Origin of the sequence: Pseudomonas sp. BN102, assembly GCF_029871245.1 — a bacterium.
GTDB lineage: Bacteria > Pseudomonadota > Gammaproteobacteria > Pseudomonadales > Pseudomonadaceae > Metapseudomonas.
This window is the reverse complement of sequence record NZ_SSON01000075.1, coordinates 14943-32589: the sequence shown is the minus strand read 5'-3', so window position 1 is coordinate 32589 and position 17647 is coordinate 14943. Positions and strand designations below refer to the sequence as shown.

Here is a 17647-nt window from a genome sequence, read left to right as displayed (position 1 = left end):
GGGAGGGCAAACGACGCTCGTCGGTCGTACTGGCACTTTGCACGCCTTCAAGGCATGCTAGCCGCCCCGCGGCCAAGGCTCCGGGACGTCCCGCCACCTGCCATTCGAGTAGTAGCAGCAGGAACGCCATCCGTGCCAGACAGCCCGATCCCCCCCGCCCAGCACGAGCCCGGAAAGCCGTCCGACGCTCCCGTACGCCGCTCGGTCAAAGGCCTGCTGGTGGGCCTGGTGCTGCTGATGCTGGCCCTGCTGCTCTGGCAGCTGCATCAGGAATACCGCCAGCTGCAGAACGGCGCGCGGGATCGCAACTACACCCTGACCCGCGAACTGGCCAGCCACCTCGAACTCATCATGCGGATGAAGGTCGACGCGGTGCTCGCCCTGCTCCGCCAGCAGTCGCCCGACGCGCAGGTGGAAAACCACCGTCTGGTCGCGCTGGGCCTCCTGCGGCCCATACTGCCCTCGCTGCAAAGCCTGGCCTGGCTCAATCCCAACGGCAGCCTGCTGGCCGATACCCAGGCCGATAGCGACGACGCCCTGTTCCTCGCCAGCCTGGTCCAGCGCAGCGAGGGCGAGGTATACCATTTCGCGTTTAGCGCCCAGGGCCGTGGCCGGGTGTATCTGCTCCTGCGCCAGTCACCGCTGCCCGAACCGAGCGGCTACTGGGCCCTGCGCCTGGACGCCGAGGCCATTCGCACCTGGTTGCTCAAACATGAGGACCGCGACTACCGCTGGCTGCTGGAGGACCACTTCCTCGAGCGCGTCCTGGTGCAGAGCGGCAAGCCGGACCGCGCCAGCCCCATCGTCATGCCGCTGACCGCCGAGCAGGAGGGGCAGACCATACTCGTCTCGCCCCTGGACCACAGCGACTGGCAGGTCCGCGCCCTCCATGACGAGCGCCAGGTGCGCAGCGGCCTGCTGCCCGAGCTCCTGAGCAAGCTGCTGCTGTTCCTCATCAGCGCCAGCCTGGCGCTGATCGCGCTCTACTACCTGCAGCGCGAGCAACGCGGCCTGCGCGAACTCAACGACGCTTCGCGGCGCTCCCTGCGCCAAGCCGCCAGCGCCCTCGGCGTGATCGAGGAGCGGGTGCTGGTGACCGAGGTGGACGGCCGCCTGAGCTACCTCAACCCCCAGGCCGAGAGCCTGTTCGGCATCAGCGGCGCGGCGGCCCAGGACCACCACCTGCTGGCGCTGCTGCCTGGTCTCGACCCGCTGCTGCTGAATGCTCCCGGCCTCAGCCAGGAACTGGGCTCGGACCTGGTGCAGTTCCGGCACGGCGGCGAACAGCGCCTGCTGGCCGTGACCCGCAACGACCTCAACGACGGCGCGCAACTGCTCGGCTACGTCTGGGTACTGCGCGACGTGACCGAAGAGCAGCGCGCCCTGCGCGTGCTGAAGGAAACCCGGCGGCGGTACCAGGACATCTTCGAAGGCAGCGGCATCGCCCTCTGCGTGCTCGACCTCGCCGACCTGCGCGGCTACCTGATCCGCCAAGGCGTGCGCGACAAGGCGAGCCTGGCGGCCTGGATCAAGGACAACCCGCAGCGGAACCCGGAGCTACTGCGCCAGTTGCGCATTACCGAGGTCAACCAGGTGGCCATGCGCCTTCTGGAGATCAGCGACGCCGAGCAGGCCTGGCAGCAACTGATCGGCTCCCGGCCGCTGCATGAGGGCGGCATTCGATTCCAGCTGATGGCGGCACTGCTGGGCGGCAGCAAGCAATTGGAGATGGAAAGCCGGATCGTCACCGCCCAGGGCCAGGAACGACACATCTGGCTGGTGCTGCACCTGCCGGACATGATCCAGGACCTGGACGCCGTCACCCTCAGCATCAACGACATCACCAGCCGCAAGCAGGTGGAGCTGTCGCTGATCGAGCGCGAACGCTTCTGGTCCGACGTGGTGCTTGCGGTGCCCGACACCCTCTACGTGCACGACATCATCGGCAAGCGGGTGATGCTCACCAACAACCGCCTCGGCCAGCAGCTGGGCTACAGCCGCAGGGATATCTACCGGATGGGCGAGCGCTTCTGGGAAGATATCCTGCACCCGGATGACGCCGAGCAGTACTGGCGCGTGCGCAGCCTGCAACAGGTGGTGGGCGACGGCCTGCTGCTGCAGTGCCAGTTGCGCTGGCGACACAAGGACGGCAGCTGGCACTGGTTCGACATCCGCGAGCAGGCCCTGGCCCGCGACGCGAAGGGCCGGGTGAGCCGGCTGATCGGCGTGGCCAAGGACATCACCGAACAGATCGAAGCCGCCGAATCCATGCGCGAGAGCGAACGCCGCTACCGCATGCTCGCGGAAAGCATCAGCGACGTGATCTTCACCACCGACAGCGAGCTCGAGCTCAACTACGTGAGCCCCTCGGTGCTGCCGGTGCTTGGCTACAGCGCCGAGTGGACGCTCGCCAACGGCTTCAACGGCATGGCCGCCGACCCGCGGCACATGGTTACCCTGTTCGAACAGCTGGAGCAGATCCGCAATGCCCTGGGCAACCCCCAGCGCCTGGCCGAACTGCGTAGCCAGATGCCGGCGCGGCTGTTCCTCTTCGACTGCATGCGCGCCGATGGGCAGAAGATTCCGGTGGAACTGCGCACCATGCTGATGTGGGACGAATACGGGCGCTTCGAAGGCATGCTCGGCGTCGGCCGCGACATCAGCCAGCAGCGCCGCGCCGAAAAAGACATGCGCATGGCGGCCACGGTGTTCGAGCATTCCACCTCGGCCATCCTGGTCACCGACCCGGCCGGCTACATCGTCCAGGTCAACGAAGCCTTCTGCCGCATCACCGGCCACGATGCCAGCCAGGTGCTGGACCAGTTGCCCTCGATGTTCACCGCCGACCGCCAGCAGGCCAACCAGCTCAACTACATCATCAGCCAGCTCAACCAGCGCGGCAGCTGGGAAGGCGAGATCTGGCTCAAGCGCCGGGCGGGCGACACCTACCCGGCCTGGGTCGGCATCACCGCTGTGCAAGACGAGGACGGCGACCTGGTCAGCTACGTCTGCTTCTTCAGCGACATCAGTGAGCGCAAGGCCAGCGAACAGCGCATCCACCGCCTGGCCTACTACGACGGCCTGACCCACCTGCCCAACCGCACCCTGTTCCAGGACCGCCTGCACACCGCCCTGCAGCACGCCGAGCGGCACCAGGAATGGGTGGTGCTGATGTTCCTCGACCTCGACCGTTTCAAGCCGATCAACGACTCCCTCGGCCATGCCGCCGGAGACCGCATGCTCAAGGAGGTGGCCGTGCGCCTGGCCACCTGTGTCGATGAGGACGACACCGTGGCGCGCATGGGCGGCGACGAGTTCACCCTGCTGCTGCAACCGCGCGCCACTCGCGAGGGCGCGCTGAACCGGGCCATCCACGTCGCCGAGCAGATCCTCGCCAGCCTCGCCCGCCCCTTCGTCCTCGAAGGCCGCGAGTTCTTCGTCACTGCCAGCATCGGCATCGCCCTCTCGCCCCAGGACGGCCGCGAGCTGAGCCAGTTGATGAAGAACGCCGACACCGCCATGTACCACGCCAAGGAGCGCGGCAAGAACAACTTCCAGTTCTACCAGGCGGACATGAACGCTCGCGCCCTGGAGCGCCTGGAGTTGGAAAGCGACCTGCGCCACGCCCTGGAGCAGGGCGAGTTCCTGCTCTACTACCAGCCGCAGTTCTCCGGCGATGGCAAGCGCCTCACCGGGGTCGAGGCCCTGCTCCGCTGGCGTCACCCCAAGCGCGGCCTGGTGCCGCCGGGCGACTTCATCCCGGTACTGGAAGAGCTCGGTCTGGTGGTGCAGGTGGGCGACTGGGTGCTGAGCGAAGCCTGCCGCCAGCTCAAGGCCTGGCACCAGGCAAAGATGCGCCTGCCAAAGATCTCGGTGAACATCTCCGCCCGCCAGTTCGCCGACGGCCAGTTGGCCCACCGCATCGCCGCGATCATCGAAGACAGCGGCCTGCCGCCGGCCTGCCTGGAGCTCGAGCTGACCGAGAGCATCCTGATGCGCGACGTGGCCGAAGCCATGAACGTCCTGGAGAACCTCAAGCGTCTCGGCCTGTGCATCGCGGTCGACGACTTCGGCACCGGCTACTCCTCGCTCAACTACCTCAAGCAGTTCCCCATCGACGTGCTGAAGATCGACCGCAGCTTCGTCGACGGCCTGCCCGACGGCGAGCGCGATGCACAGATCGCCCGCGCCATCATCGCCATGGCCCACAGCCTGAACCTGGCGGTGATCGCCGAAGGCGTGGAAACCCACGCCCAGCTGGGCTTCCTCCGCGAGCACGGCTGCGACGAGGTGCAGGGCTACCTGTTCGGCCACCCGGTGCCGGCCGCCCAGTTCGAGCGCCTGTTCGGCGTCAGCGCGGACTTCATTCTCAGCTGAACCGATGGGTATCGCTTCGCGAGCCTGCGATACCCATCAAGCCGACCACCGCTGCGACGCCGAATGAAGGCCACTTGTCTGTCACATGACCGACCTTCATATGCCAGCCAGCGACCGATCAGGTAGAATGCGCGCCTTTCCCCTGCACCGTTCCCAACAGAGGACCGCCATGTTCAGCCGTGATTTGACCCTCGCCCGCTACGATGCCGACCTGTTCGCCGCTATGGAGCAAGAAGCCCAGCGCCAGGAAGAGCACATCGAGCTGATCGCTTCCGAGAACTACACCAGCCCGGCGGTGATGGAAGCCCAGGGCTCGGTGCTGACCAACAAGTACGCCGAAGGCTACCCGGGCAAGCGCTACTACGGCGGTTGCGAGTACGTCGACGTGGTCGAGCAGCTTGCGATAGACAGAGCCAAGGAGCTGTTCGGCGCCGACTACGCCAACGTCCAGCCCCATGCCGGTTCCCAGGCCAACAGCGCCGTCTACCTGGCCCTGCTGCAGGCCGGTGACACCATCCTCGGCATGAGCCTGGCCCACGGTGGTCACCTGACCCACGGCGCCAGCGTTTCCTCCTCCGGCAAGCTGTACAACGCCGTGCAGTACGGCATCGACGCTAACGGCCTGATCGACTACGACGAAGTCGAGCGCCTGGCCGTCGAGCACAAGCCGAAGATGATCGTCGCCGGTTTCTCCGCCTACTCCCAGGTCCTGGACTTCCCGCGCTTCCGCGCCATCGCCGACAAGGTAGGCGCCTACCTGTTCGTCGACATGGCCCACGTGGCCGGTCTGGTCGCCGCTGGCGTGTACCCGAACCCGGTTCCGTTCGCCGACGTGGTCACCACCACCACCCACAAGACCCTGCGCGGCCCGCGCGGCGGCCTGATCCTCGCGCGCAAGAACGAGGAAATCGAGAAGAAGCTGAACTCCGCCGTCTTCCCGGGTGCCCAGGGCGGCCCGCTGGAGCACGTCATCGCCGCCAAGGCCGTGTGCTTCAAGGAAGCCCTACAGCCCGAGTTCAAGGCTTACCAGCAGCAGGTGGTGAAGAACGCCCAGGCCATGGCCCAGGTTTTCCTCGACCGCGGATTCGACGTGGTTTCCGGCGGCACCCAGAACCACCTGTTCCTGCTCAGCCTGATCAAGCAGGACATCACCGGTAAAGACGCCGACGCCGCCCTGGGTCGCGCCTTCATCACCGTGAACAAGAACTCGGTGCCCAACGACCCGCGCTCGCCCTTCGTCACCTCCGGCCTGCGCATCGGCACCCCGGCTGTGACCACCCGTGGTTTCAAGGAAGTCGAGTGCCGCGAGCTGGCCACCTGGATCTGCGACATCCTGGAGAACATGGGCGACGAGTCCGTGATCGACCGCGTCCGCGAGCAGGTGAAGGCCGTTTGCGCCAAGCTGCCGGTTTACGGCAAGTAAGCGACAGCGCTATGAAGAAGCCCGGCGAATGCCGGGCTTTTTGTTTGCCGCCGCCCCTGGATTTCCTGCCCGGCTATGTTGCGGATTTCCTCCATCGGGGGCTTCCGGGAACCTCGCTTACACCTACGGGACACGCCGGTGGACCGGTGAAGCGTGGTCCCCCCATATGAGACCGGTCGCATTGCAGGGTACTCGATCTACCCTGCAATCAAAAAAAGCGCCACGGCATGCGTGGCGCTCAGGTTACCGCATCGACGGGTTCAGCAGCAGCGTACGGGCCGCCCCTTGCCACCTCCATAACGGGCCTCCTGCCGCTCGCGGAAGAACTCCTCATAGGTCATCACCGGCTTGTCCGGGTGCTTGCTGCGCATGTGCTCGACGTAGTTGTCGTAGTCGGGCATGCCCACCAGCATGCGGGCGGCCTGGCCCAAGTACTTACCCATGCGGCTGAGGTCGTTGAACATGGACTACCTCCTCAGGCATCCGGAATCGGCTGGAACGGCGCTTCCTTGTCGGTGCGCTCCGGCTTCATCCTGGCATTGCGCCCTACCTTGATCGCATAGAACAGTACGCTGAGCACCACGAAGAGGAACAGCGCGGTCAGGGTCGCGTTGGTGTAGGCGTTGAAGATCACGTTCTGCATCTGGCCGATGTCCTTGGCCGGGGCCAGCACCTGGCCGGCGGCCAGCGCATCGCTGTACTTCTTGGCCAGGGCGAGGAAGCCCACCGCCGGGTTCGGGTCGATCAGCTTGATCACACCTGCGGTGGTGGTGCAGATCAGCAGCCAAACCGCCGGTACCAGGGTGACCCAGACATAGCGTTGGCGCTTCATCTTGATCAGCACCACGCAGCCCAGCATCAGGGCGATGCCCGCGAGCATCTGGTTGGAGATGCCGAACAGCGGCCAGAGGGTGTTGATGCCGCCCAGCGGGTCGATCACGCCCTGGTACAGCAGCCAGCCCCACATGGCCACGCAGCCGGCGGTGGCGATGACGTTGGCGGTCCAGGACTCGGTGTTGCTGAGGGCCGGGACGAACTCGCCGAGCAGGTCCTGCAGCATGAAACGCCCGGCGCGGGTGCCGGCGTCCACCGCGGTGAGGATGAACAGCGCCTCGAAGAGGATCGCGAAGTGGTACCAGAAGGCCATGGTGTTCTCGCCCGGCAGCACCTGGTGGAGGATCTGCGCGATGCCCACGGCCAGGGTCGGCGCACCGCCGGCGCGGGCCAGGATGGTGTGCTCACCGATGTCCTTGGCGGTGGCTTCCAGTGCCTCGGGAGTGATGGCGAAGCCCCAGTTGCTGACCGCTGCGGCGACGCTGGTGACATCGGCGCCGACCACGGCCGGCGGGCTGTTCATGGCGAAGTACACGCCCGGTTCGATCACCGAGGCGGCGACCATGGCCATGATGGCGACGAAGGATTCCATCAGCATGCCGCCGTAGCCGATGTAACGGGCATGGGACTCACTGGCCAGCATTTTGGGCGTGGTGCCCGAGGAGATCAGCGCATGGAAGCCGGAGACCGCGCCACAGGCGATAGTGATGAACAGGAAGGGGAACAGGGTGCCCTTCCACACCGGGCCGGTGCCGTCGACGAACTGGGTCAGCGCCGGCATTTTCAGCTCAGGGGCGAGGATCAGGATGCCGATCGCGAGGCCGACTATGGTGCCGATCTTGAGGAAGGTCGACAGGTAGTCGCGCGGCGCCAGGATCAGCCACACCGGCAGTACCGCGGCGACGAAGCCGTAGCCGATCAGCAACCAGGTGATCTGCACGCCGGTGAAGGTGAAGGCCGGGCCCCAGACCGGGTCCGCGGCCACCTGGCCACCGAGCCAGATGGACGCCAACAGCAGCGCCACGCCGACCACCGAAATCTCGCCGATGCGGCCCGGGCGGATATAGCGCATGTAGATACCCATCAGCATCGCGATGGGGACGGTCGCCATCACGGTGAACATGCCCCAGGGACTCTCGGCCAGGGCCTTCACGACGATCAGCGAGAGCACCGCGAGGATGATGATCATGATCATGAAGGCGCCGAACAGCGCGATGGTGCCCGCCACCTGGCCCATTTCCTCGCGAACCAGCTCGCCCAGCGAGCGGCCGTTACGCCGGCTGGAAATGAACAGAACCATGAAGTCCTGCACCGCCCCGGCAAAGACCACCCCGGCGATCAGCCAGAGCGTGCCGGGCAGGTAGCCCATCTGCGCCGCGAGCACCGGGCCCACCAGCGGGCCGGCACCGGCGATGGCGGCGAAGTGGTGACCGAAGAGGACGTGCTTGTTGGTCGGGACATAGTCCAGGCCGTCATTGTGGATGATCGCCGGCGTGGCGCGGGTAGGGTCCAGCTGCATCACCCGGGTGGCGATGAACAGGCTGTAGTAGCGGTAGGCAACCAGGTAGAGCGCGACGGCGGCTACCACTATCCACAGGGCGTTGATCGCTTCGCCGCGGCGCAATGCGACGACACCCAGGGCACAGGCGCCGGCCACAGCCAGCGCTGCCCAGGGCAGGTGGCGCAGGACGCTGTTGTTATTGTTCATAGGAAGCTCCGAATGGGTGAACAGACAAGCCACCGCACAAGCTTAGCCGCTCCTGCGTCGAGGGTTGGCAGGCTGTTGTCTGGAACGGGCTTTTCAGCGACGAGGGATAGAAAAAAGCCGGGCAATTGCCCGGCCTCCTTATGCGCTGCAGGGCTTAGCTCGGCAGCTTGGCGTAGCGCGCCAATTGCTGGTCGCGACTCATCACATCGAGAGTGGCGGCGAGCACCTGTTCCCCGGTCACGTCCGGTGCGGAGAAGATGGTGGAGAAATTGGCCTGGGTGACCTGGGCGAAATGGGCGCGGTCGGTTTGCTCGATGCCCAGCAGGGTGGCATAGGCGTCCAGCGCCTCGCCCTTGCCCTGGGCCATGTCCTCGGCAATGTTGTCCAGCATCCCGTTCATCGCCAGCAGCGAACGCCCGCCGTAGCCCAGACGCACGCTGGAGTCGCAGCCGTTGGTGCCGGAAGTCAGGCCGAAGGTGGCGTTGCCGGAAGTACCGTTGGTGGTGGTCGCCAGCAGGTGGGGAAACAGGCCGCGCTGGCCTTCGAACAACATGTTCCCCCAGCCGCAGCCGCCGCCACCGGCCTGGTCGGCCTGCGCCGCCAAGCTGGCTGCCCCGAGCAGTCCGACGATCAGCCCTTTGCTAAGCAGTCGCTTATCCATTTTTGCGCTCCGCATGGATTTATAGAAAAACCGCCTAAGCAGCTTTGGCGACAGATGAAGAACTGTCAAACTAGCCACCGTGCGGCGTTGCCGGCTCCGACCATTGCGGATGCAATGCGCCGTATTCCGGTTCCACTGCCCCCCCAGAAGCCCGCCAGCCTTGTCTATAGTGGTTGAAACCTCGCAGGAGCACGGTCATGAGTGAAACCGCCAACGAACGTCGGCGCTTCCACCGCATCAACTTCGACGCTGCCACGGAAATCACCCAGGGCGCCAATCGCTGGGCAGCGGAGCTGCACGACATCTCCCTCAAGGGCATCCTGGTGATTCGCCCGGCGGATTGGGATGGCGATCCGGCCCGGCTCTTCGACGCGCGGATCAGCCTGGGCGCCGGCATTGAGGTGCAAATGGAAGTGGAACTGACCCGCTCCGAGGGCGACCAGCTCGGCTTCGTCTGCCGCCATATCGATCTCGACTCCATCAGCCACCTGCGCCGCCTGGTGGAGCTCAACCTGGGGGACGAGGAGCTGCTGGAGCGCGACCTGACGGCGCTGGGCGAGCCGTAGCCTGTAGGGGCGAATCCACTCGAGAAAGCAGGCCGAGGGCCTGCCCTGCCCTACTCGAACAGCGCGTCCAGCGCCTGCTCCAATCGAGTTACTGGCATCACCACCAGCCCTGGAGGGGCCTCCTTGGGGGCATTGCCCTTGGGCACGATCGCACGCTTGAAGCCGTGCTTGGCCGCTTCCTTCAGGCGCTCCTGGCCGCTAGGCACCGGGCGCACTTCGCCGGACAGGCCGACTTCGCCGAACACCAAGACATCATGGGCCAGTGGCCGGTTGCGCAGGCTGGAGATGATGGCCGCGATCAGCGCCAGGTCGGAGGCGGTTTCCAGCACCTTTACCCCACCCACCACGTTGAGGAACACGTCCTGGTCATAGGTGGGAATGCCGCCGTGGCGGTGCAATACCGCCAGGAGCATGGCCAGGCGGTTCTGGTCCAGGCCCAGGGTCACGCGGCGGGGGTTGGCCAGGTGGCTGGTGTCCACCAGCGCCTGTACCTCCACCAGCATGGGCCGCGAGCCTTCCCAGGTGGCCATCACCACGCTGCCGGACACGGACTCCTGGGCGCGAGTGAGGAAGATCGCGGAGGGGTTGGACACTTCCTTCAGTCCCTTGTCGGTCATGCCGAACACGCCCAGTTCGTTGACCGCGCCGAAGCGGTTCTTCACCGCCCGCAAGAGGCGCAGGCGGCCATCGGATTCGCCCTCGAAATAGAGCACGGTGTCCACCATGTGCTCCAGCACGCGGGGGCCGGCCAGGGAGCCTTCCTTGGTGACGTGCCCCACCAGGAAGATCGCTGTGCCGCTCTGCTTGGCAAAACGCACCAGCAGCGCGGCGCTTTCGCGCACCTGGGACACGCCGCCGGGAGCCGACTGTAGTTGTTCGGTGAAAATGGTCTGGATGGAGTCGATCACCATCACCTTGGGCTTCTCCACCCGTGCGGTGGCGATGATGGACTCGATGCAGGTCTCGGTCATGACCTTCAGCTTGTCTTCCGGCAGACCAAGGCGGCGGGCGCGCATGGCCACCTGCTGCTGGGACTCCTCACCCGTGACATAGAGCGCGGGGAAGCGCGCGGCGATGTTGCAGAGGGTCTGCAGGAGGATGGTGGACTTGCCGATGCCCGGATCGCCGCCGATCAGCACCACCGAGCCATCCACCAGGCCGCCGCCGAGGACGCGGTCGAGTTCGTTGGACGCCGTGGAGAAGCGTGGCATTTCCTCGACGCTGACTTCCGCCAGCGTCTTGATCTGCGCCTGCTGGCCGGTCCAGCCGGTACGCCCACCGGACGAGGCGGCGGCGCCCTCCAGCACGGTTTCCACCAGGGTGTTCCAGGCCCCGCAGTCGGCGCACTGACCGGCCCATTTGGGGAAGGTGGCGCCGCACTCGGTGCAGCCGTACATGCGCTTGGCCTTGGCCATCAGCGGACTCCGTGAAAAACAAAGCCCGCATGATAGCGGATCACGCTCGGCAACCGCCCCCACAGTTGCAGCACTGGCCACTGGCGCGCCGGCGCTGGCGCTCCAGGTCCTGCTGCAGGCCGTCAAGGCGCATGCGCAAGGCGTTCAGGCTGGAGCCGTCCAGCGGCTCGCTTCCCGCCTCGACGCGCTCGATGCGGCGTTGCAGCAGGTCGTACTGCTGTTGCAGGCGGGCCAGGCGTTCGATGGCTTCCTGGCGCTCAAGGGAAACCGGCGACGCGGATGAGAGGTCCGCGCCGGACAGCTGGGGGGTGGTAGGCATGGGACAGGCTCCGGATGATGGATGCCCAGCCTATCCGGTCACCTCCCGGGCCCTGTTGATCCCGGTCAATCCAGGGTTCAGCCCTTGGCGCCCTTGAGCATTCGGGCGATTTCGTCCTTGAGGGCGACCCTCTGGACCTTCAAGCCGTGCAGTGTGTTGTCGTCGAGGGCCTGATTGCCGTCCTCGACCTCGTAGATGCGCGAATCCAGATCCTGGTACTCCCCCGCCAACCGGGCAAAGTGCGCATCGCTCTGCAGCAGGCTGCGCATGGTGTCCTTGAACTCAGGGAATTCACGGTTGAGCGGATGATGTTCTAGCGGCATGGCTGCGACCCTCCTCTTGAAGCCTCCCCTCAGGCTAGACCAGGGCTCGGCGCGGGGAAACGCCGCCTGACGGAAACCCTTCACAGGCTTGGCACGGCGCATGCCAGAGCCCTAGCATGTGCGCCGTTGCACAGGGAGGTGGCCAACGCTGGCGGCCTCGACCGGCTGAATTACACTTCAGCGTTAAAACCAGAACCTCAGGGAGTGAAACATGAGTCTGCTCAACGAATTCAAAGCCTTCGCCGTCAAGGGCAACGTGGTCGACATGGCCGTGGGTATCATCATCGGCGCGGCCTTTGGCAAGATCGTCTCGTCCTTCGTCGGAGACGTGATCATGCCGCCGATCGGCCTGTTGATCGGCGGGGTTGACTTCTCCGACCTGGCCATCACCCTCAAGGCCGCCGAGGGCGAGATCCCGGCAGTCATGTTGAGCTACGGCAAGTTCATCCAGACGATTCTGGACTTCGTCATCGTCGCCTTCGCCATCTTCATGGGGATCAAGGTGATCAACAAGCTCAAGCGCGAAGAAGCCGCCGCCCCGGAACTGCCGCCGACGCCCACTCCCGAGGAAACCCTGCTGACCGAGATTCGCGACCTGCTGAAGTCGCAGCAGGACAGGCAGCCCTGACGGACATTGCAGAAACGACAACGGCGCCATCTGGGCGCCGTTGTCACCTGTGGGGGCGAATTCATTCGCTATGGGTCGCGAAGCGGCCCCCCCTTGGGCTTGCAGGGCGAACCTGCGGTCCGCTTGGCGAATGAGTTCGCCCCTACCAGGCCTCCCAACCTACGCCAGCGGTTTCAGCAGCAGCCGGTTGACCCGCCGTTCCTTCACCTCGATCACCTGCAGCTGCCAGCCGGCGAACTCCAGGGAGTCGCCCGTCACCGGCAGGCGGTCAAGCAGGCTCATGGCCAGGCCGGCCAGGGTCTGGTAGTCCTCCCCAGACTTGGCCGAGAACCCCAGGCGCTCGCCCAGCAGGCTCAGGTTCACCGCGCCGCTGACCTTCCAGCCATCCTCGCAAGTCTCGATATCCAGGCCGTCCACCTCGCTGGCATCGGGCAACTCGCCGGCGATGGATTCGAGGATATCGGTCATGGTCAGCAGGCCCTCGAAGCCGCCGAACTCGTTGACCACGAAGGCCACGTGGGTCGAGGCCTTGCGCATTTCCTCCAGGGCACCCAGCACCGAGGCGCTTTCCGGCAGGTTCGGCGGGATGCGCAGCAGTTGCTCGATATCCGGGTCCTCGCCCTGCAGCAGTTCGCGCAACAGTTCCTTCTTGTGTACGTAGCCCAGGGGCTCGTCGACATCGCCGCCACGGATCACCAGCAGGCGCGAGTGGGATGAGCGCAGCAGGGCATCGTGGATGGCCTCGCGCGGGTCATCCAGGTCGATGCGCTCCGCCTCTCCCCTATTGGTCATCAGGGTGCGGATCGGGCGCTCGGCCAGGCCCAGCACGCCGCTGATCATGATCCGTTCGCGGCGGTCGAAGGGCACTGCACCAGCATCGTTGCCGCCCAGCAGGTCGGCGATTTCCTCGCCCACCTCCTCGGCCTCGACGCTGCGCCCGCCCATGAGGCGCAGAACCGCGTGGGCGGTGCGTTCACGCAGGTCGCGGCCGCCCTGCAGGTGGCGCTTGCGGCGCCAGCGCACCAGCTGGTTGGCGGCCTCGATCAGCAGCGAGAAGCCGATGGCGGCGTACAGATAGCCTTTCGGGATGTGGAAGCCCAGGCCTTCGGCGGTGAGGCTGAAGCCGATCATCATCAGGAAGCCCAGGCACAGGATGATCACCGTCGGGTGCGCATTGACGAAGGCGGTCAGCGGCTTGCTGGCGATGATCATCAGGCCGATGGATACGACCACGGCGATCATCATCACTTCCAGGTGCTCGACCATGCCGACGGCGGTGATCACCGCGTCCAGGGAGAACACTGCGTCGAGCACCACGATCTGCGCCACCACCGGCCAGAACAGGGCGTAGGTCCGGCTGCCGCCCTGGCTATGGACGCGGCCCTCCAGGCGTTCGTGCAGCTCCATGGTGGCCTTGAACAGCAGGAACACACCGCCGCCCAGCATGATCAGGTCACGGCCGGAGAAGCTCTTGCCGACGATGTCGATCAGCGGCTCGGTCAGGGTCACCAGCCAGGAGATGCTGGCCAGGAGTCCCAGGCGCATGATCAGCGCCAGCGATAGGCCGAACAGCCGCGCGCGGTCACGCTGATGGGGCGGCAGCTTGTCCGCCAGGATGGCGATGAACACCAGGTTGTCGATGCCCAGGACGATTTCCAGGACGATCAGGGTCAAGAGGCCCAACCAGGCCGTGGGGTCAGCTATCCATTCCATGGGGGTCAGGCTCTCGGGAGAACGTTACGGGCACGCACGAGCCACGCCGGTTGGCGTTGCTTCGACCTGTGTGGGGAGCATGCAGCGGGGCGCTGCAATTCGGATTGGCGCGCCAGTGCGCCGGAGGGATGGGGTGCCGCACCCTGGGACGCAGGGGGCGGCTTGCAACAATCGCTGTTCATTGGTTTCCGGTTCGGATAAACGAACTGCAAATGCTAGGTCAGAAAATTTCCGGCTTTAAGCCGGAAATCTTTACCAATGATGTATGAAATCTCTTAACGACGTCTGAACAAGGGCCTCGGCTCTATGACGGAACGTCCGTAGAGCACGCTCACGCCGGCCAACCCCTTGAGCGCATCTTCGGCGGATTTGTCCTCGCGCACGGCGAAGGCATCGAAGCCGCACTGGCGCATATGGCTGAGCTGGTCGCGCAGCACGTCGCCCACCGCTCGCAGCTCGCCACGCCAGCCCAGGCGGGTGCGCAGCAGGTAGGCCTGGCTGTAGCCACGGCCGTCGCGGAAGCTGGGGAAGTCGATGGCGATCAGCGACAGCCCGGCGAGATAGGGCACCAGCTCCTCCACCTCGTCATCCGGCTGCAGCAGCAGGCCGTCGACTCCACCACGCTCGCGCCAGAGCGCCATGGGCAGGATCAGCTGCCCTGCCGGAAGCGGCTCCTGCGCCTCGCGCACCAGGGTCCAGGGGTCGTCCACCAGGCGCGCCTGGCCATCCAGCAGCTTGATCAGGTTGTTCATGCCGGCACCTCCGCCTTGGCGTAGACCCGCTCCTTGAAGGGCTCCAGGCCGATGCGCCGCACCGTGTCGACGAAGCGCTCCTCCGGCTCGCGGTAGTCGCGGAAAGTGTCCACCACGCGAACTATGACTTCGGGCACCTCTGCGGCGCTGAAGGACGGGCCTATTACCTTGCCCAGTTCGCTATCCATGCCCTGGGCGCCGCCGAGGGTGATCTGGTACCACTCGCTGCCGCCCTTGTCGACGCCGAGGATGCCGATGTTGCCGATGTGGTGGTGGCCGCAGGCGTTCATGCAGCCGGAGATGTTCAGGCTCAGCTCGCCCAGCTCCTGCAGCGCGGCCGGGTCCGGGAAGCGCGCCTGGATGGCCTGGGCAATGGGGATGGACTTGGCGTTGGCCAGCGAGCAGTAGTCGCCGCCGGGGCAGGCGATGATGTCGGTGAGCAGGCCGATATTGGGCGTCGCCAGGCCCTGCTCGCGGGCCCGCAGCCAGAGGCCGTGCAGGTCGGCCTTGCGCACGTCCGGCAACACCAGGTTCTGTTCGTGGGCGATGCGGATCTCGCCGAAGCCGAAGCGCTCGGCCCAGTCCGCCACCGCTTCCATCTGTGCGGCGGTCACGTCCCCAGGCGGGGCGTCGGGCCCCGGCTTGGTGGAGAGCACTACCGAGGTGTAGCCCGGCACCTTGTGCGGTTGCAGGTTGCGCGCCGCCCAGCGGGCGAACTCCGGGTCCCGCGCCAGGTGGCTGCCGAAGCCCAGGTCGGTGTCGTCCAGGCGCGCGTAGGGCGGCGTGTCGAAGTTGGCGGCGACCCGCTGGTATTCGGCCTCGGTCAGCTCGGCGGGGCCGTCTTTCAGGTGCTGCCACTCGGCCTCCACCTCGCGGGAGAAGGCCTCGATGCCCAGCGCCTTGACCAGGATCTTGATCCGCGCCTTGTACTTGTTGTCGCGCCGCCCATGGCGGTTGTAGACCCGCAGGATGGCTTCGACATAGGACAGCAGGTGCCGCCAGTGCAATCCGTCGCGGATTTGCTGGCCGAGGATCGGCGTGCGCCCCAGGCCGCCACCCACCAACACCCGCAGGCGCATTTCACCGGCGTCGTCGCGGTAGAGATAGAGGCCGATGTCGTGCATCTGTATCGCTGCGCGGTCTTCCTCGGCGGCGCACAGGGCGATCTTGAACTTGCGCGGCAGGAAGAGGAATTCCGGGTTGATGGTCGACCACTGGCGGAGGATTTCCGCCAGCGGGCGCGGGTCCAGCAGCTCATCGAAAGCCACCCCGGCGAAGGCTTCGGTGGTGATGTTGCGCACGCAGTTGCCGGAGGTCTGGATGGCGTGCATCTCAACCTCGGCCAGTTGCTGGAGAATGTCTGGCACCTCGGCGAGTTCGATCCAGTTGAACTGGATGTTCTGCCGGGTGGTGAAGTGGCCGTAGTCGCGGTCGTGCTCGCGGGCGATGCGCGCCAGGCAGCGCAGCTGGTTCGACGATAGGGTGCCGTAGGGGATGGCGACCCGCAGCATGTAGGCGTGCTTCTGCAGGTAGAGGCCGTTCTGCAGCCGCAGCGGCAGGAACTCCTCCTCGGTGAGCTCGCCGCTGATACGCCGCGCCACCTGGTCGCGGAATTGCGCGACGCGCTCCTGCACCAGGGCGCGGTCGTAGTCGTCGTAGTGGTACATGCAAGGGCTCCAGCAAGGCGGGCGGAGGCGTCACTATGGCCACGGGAGCAAGACGAAAACAGCTTCAGGTTCGACACGAAAAACCGTATCAGATTGAACTGTAGGAGCGAGCTTGCTCGCGAATGGACGTCTTTCGCGAGCAAGCTCGCTCTTACAGGGTGCCATTCCTATCTGAGCACCAAAAAGTGCATCGATCTGAGTCTGTTTCCTTTTCGGTGGGCTTTCTAGAGTGGCACCTCGCCTCGTTCCCACTCGAAAGGCCTGCACATGAACACCGCAATCCACGAACCCACCTACAACTACAAGGTGGTCCGTCAGTTCACTCTCATGACCCTGGTCTGGGGCATAGTCGGCATGGGTATGGGGGTGTTCATCGCCGCCCAGCTCGTCTGGCCGGATCTGAACCTCGACCTGCCCTGGACCAGTTTCGGCCGCCTGCGCCCGCTACACACCAATCTGGTGATCTTCGCCTTCGGCGGCAGCGCGCTGTTCGCCACCAGCTACTACACGGTGCAGCGCACCTGCCAGGCGCGGCTCTATGGAGGCCAGCTGGCGGCCTTCACCTTCTGGGGCTGGCAGGCGCTGGTGGTGATCCTCCTGGTCACGCTGCCCCAGGGCTTGACCTCGACCAAGGAATACGCCGAGGTGGAATTCACCGGCGCGGTGTGGATGGCCATCGTCTGGGTCGCCTATGGGGCGGTCTTCTTCGGTACCATCCTGAAGCGCAAGACCAAGCACATTTACGTCGGCAACTGGTTCTTCGGCGCCTTCATCCTGGTCACCGCCATGCTCCACGTGGTCAACCACCTGGCCATCCCGGTGAGTTGGTTCAAGTCCTACTCGGTCTACTCCGGCGCCACCGACGCCATGGTGCAGTGGTGGTACGGCCACAACGCCGTGGGTTTCTTCCTCACCACAGGTTTCCTCGGGATGATGTACTACTTCATCCCCAAGCAGGCCGGGCGCCCGGTGTATTCCTACCGGCTGTCCATCGTCCACTTCTGGGCGCTGATCACCCTGTACATCTGGGCCGGCCCGCACCACCTGCACTACACCGCTCTGCCGGACTGGGCCCAGTCCCTCGGCATGGTGATGTCGATCATCCTGCTGGCGCCCAGCTGGGGCGGCATGATCAACGGCATGATGACCCTCTCCGGCGCCTGGCATAAGCTGCGCGACGACCCGATCCTGCGCTTTTTGGTGGTGTCCCTGGCCTTCTACGGCATGTCCACCTTCGAAGGCCCGATGATGGCCATCAAGA

14 protein-coding genes are annotated in these 17647 nt (G+C 65.5%); 5 read left to right on the top strand and 9 right to left on the bottom strand.

The genetic code is table 11. From position 1 onward, the window contains the following. Positions 1-237 precede the first annotated feature (237 nt). Both E8F12_RS21385 and glyA read left to right on the top strand, forming a co-directional pair. Positions 238-4377, top strand: coding sequence for an EAL domain-containing protein (locus E8F12_RS21385; RefSeq protein ID WP_280327620.1), 4140 nt, complete (start codon positions 238-240; stop codon positions 4375-4377). 169 nt (positions 4378-4546) lie between these two features. After that, positions 4547-5800 carry a serine hydroxymethyltransferase gene (gene glyA / locus E8F12_RS21380; RefSeq protein WP_280327192.1) on the top strand — a complete coding sequence of 418 codons (1254 nt, stop codon included), beginning with the start codon at positions 4547-4549 and terminating at the stop codon, positions 5798-5800. 260 nt (positions 5801-6060) lie between these two features. Here glyA and E8F12_RS21375 read toward each other — a convergent pair whose 3' ends face one another. The 3 genes from E8F12_RS21375 to E8F12_RS21365 all read right to left on the bottom strand — a co-directional run bounded on the left by E8F12_RS21375 (position 6061) and on the right by E8F12_RS21365 (position 9003). Further along, the gene (locus E8F12_RS21375; protein WP_069082186.1) at positions 6061-6264 is read right to left on the bottom strand and encodes a YbdD/YjiX family protein; all 204 of its coding nucleotides are present in this window, start codon (positions 6262-6264) and stop codon (positions 6061-6063) included. Between the two features lie 11 nt (positions 6265-6275). Then, a complete protein-coding gene (locus E8F12_RS21370) occupies positions 6276-8342 on the bottom strand; it encodes a carbon starvation CstA family protein (RefSeq protein ID WP_280327191.1) in 2067 nt (688 codons plus the stop codon). 154 nt (positions 8343-8496) lie between these two features. Next, complete coding sequence (locus E8F12_RS21365; protein WP_280327190.1) at positions 8497-9003, bottom strand: DUF3015 domain-containing protein; 507 nt, start codon at positions 9001-9003, stop codon at positions 8497-8499. Between the two features lie 197 nt (positions 9004-9200). Here E8F12_RS21365 and E8F12_RS21360 point away from each other — a divergent pair, with 197 nt between their 5' ends. Next, positions 9201-9569, top strand: a complete 369-nt coding sequence (locus E8F12_RS21360) for a PilZ domain-containing protein (RefSeq protein ID WP_280327189.1) — start codon at positions 9201-9203, stop codon at positions 9567-9569. Between the two features lie 50 nt (positions 9570-9619). On the opposite strand, the gene radA is transcribed toward E8F12_RS21360, so the two are convergent. The 3 genes from radA to E8F12_RS21345 form a co-directional block, all read right to left on the bottom strand. After that, positions 9620-10984 (bottom strand): DNA repair protein RadA, encoded by a 1365-nt coding sequence (gene radA, locus E8F12_RS21355; RefSeq protein ID WP_280327188.1) that lies wholly within the window; start codon positions 10982-10984, stop codon positions 9620-9622. A gap of 40 nt (positions 10985-11024) precedes the next feature. After that, positions 11025-11303, bottom strand: coding sequence for a hypothetical protein (locus E8F12_RS21350; protein ID WP_280327187.1), 279 nt, complete (start codon positions 11301-11303; stop codon positions 11025-11027). Positions 11304-11380: 77 nt separating this feature from the next. Beyond that, on the bottom strand, positions 11381-11626 hold the full coding sequence (locus E8F12_RS21345) for a YdcH family protein (protein WP_280327186.1): 246 nt from the start codon (positions 11624-11626) through the stop codon (positions 11381-11383). A gap of 211 nt (positions 11627-11837) precedes the next feature. Between E8F12_RS21345 and mscL the strand changes: the two genes are divergently transcribed. Beyond that, positions 11838-12254: a large-conductance mechanosensitive channel protein MscL gene (mscL, locus tag E8F12_RS21340; RefSeq protein ID WP_280327184.1), complete on the top strand. Its 417-nt coding sequence runs from the start codon at positions 11838-11840 to the stop codon at positions 12252-12254. 159 nt (positions 12255-12413) lie between these two features. On the opposite strand, the gene E8F12_RS21335 is transcribed toward mscL, so the two are convergent. From E8F12_RS21335 to E8F12_RS21325, 3 genes are all read right to left on the bottom strand, one after another. Then, complete coding sequence (locus E8F12_RS21335; RefSeq protein WP_280327183.1) at positions 12414-13967, bottom strand: TerC family protein; 1554 nt, start codon at positions 13965-13967, stop codon at positions 12414-12416. A gap of 275 nt (positions 13968-14242) precedes the next feature. After that, on the bottom strand, positions 14243-14719 hold the full coding sequence (locus E8F12_RS21330; protein WP_280327182.1) for a DUF934 domain-containing protein: 477 nt from the start codon (positions 14717-14719) through the stop codon (positions 14243-14245). Continuing rightward, a complete protein-coding gene (locus E8F12_RS21325) occupies positions 14716-16386 on the bottom strand; it encodes a nitrite/sulfite reductase (RefSeq protein ID WP_280327181.1) in 1671 nt (556 codons plus the stop codon). The genes E8F12_RS21330 and E8F12_RS21325 overlap by 4 nt, the downstream gene beginning before the upstream one ends. A 267-nt stretch (positions 16387-16653) precedes the next feature. Here E8F12_RS21325 and E8F12_RS21320 point away from each other — a divergent pair. Continuing rightward, positions 16654-17647 (top strand): cbb3-type cytochrome c oxidase subunit I (locus E8F12_RS21320; RefSeq protein ID WP_280327180.1); only part of this gene is annotated, 994 nt, incomplete at its 3' end.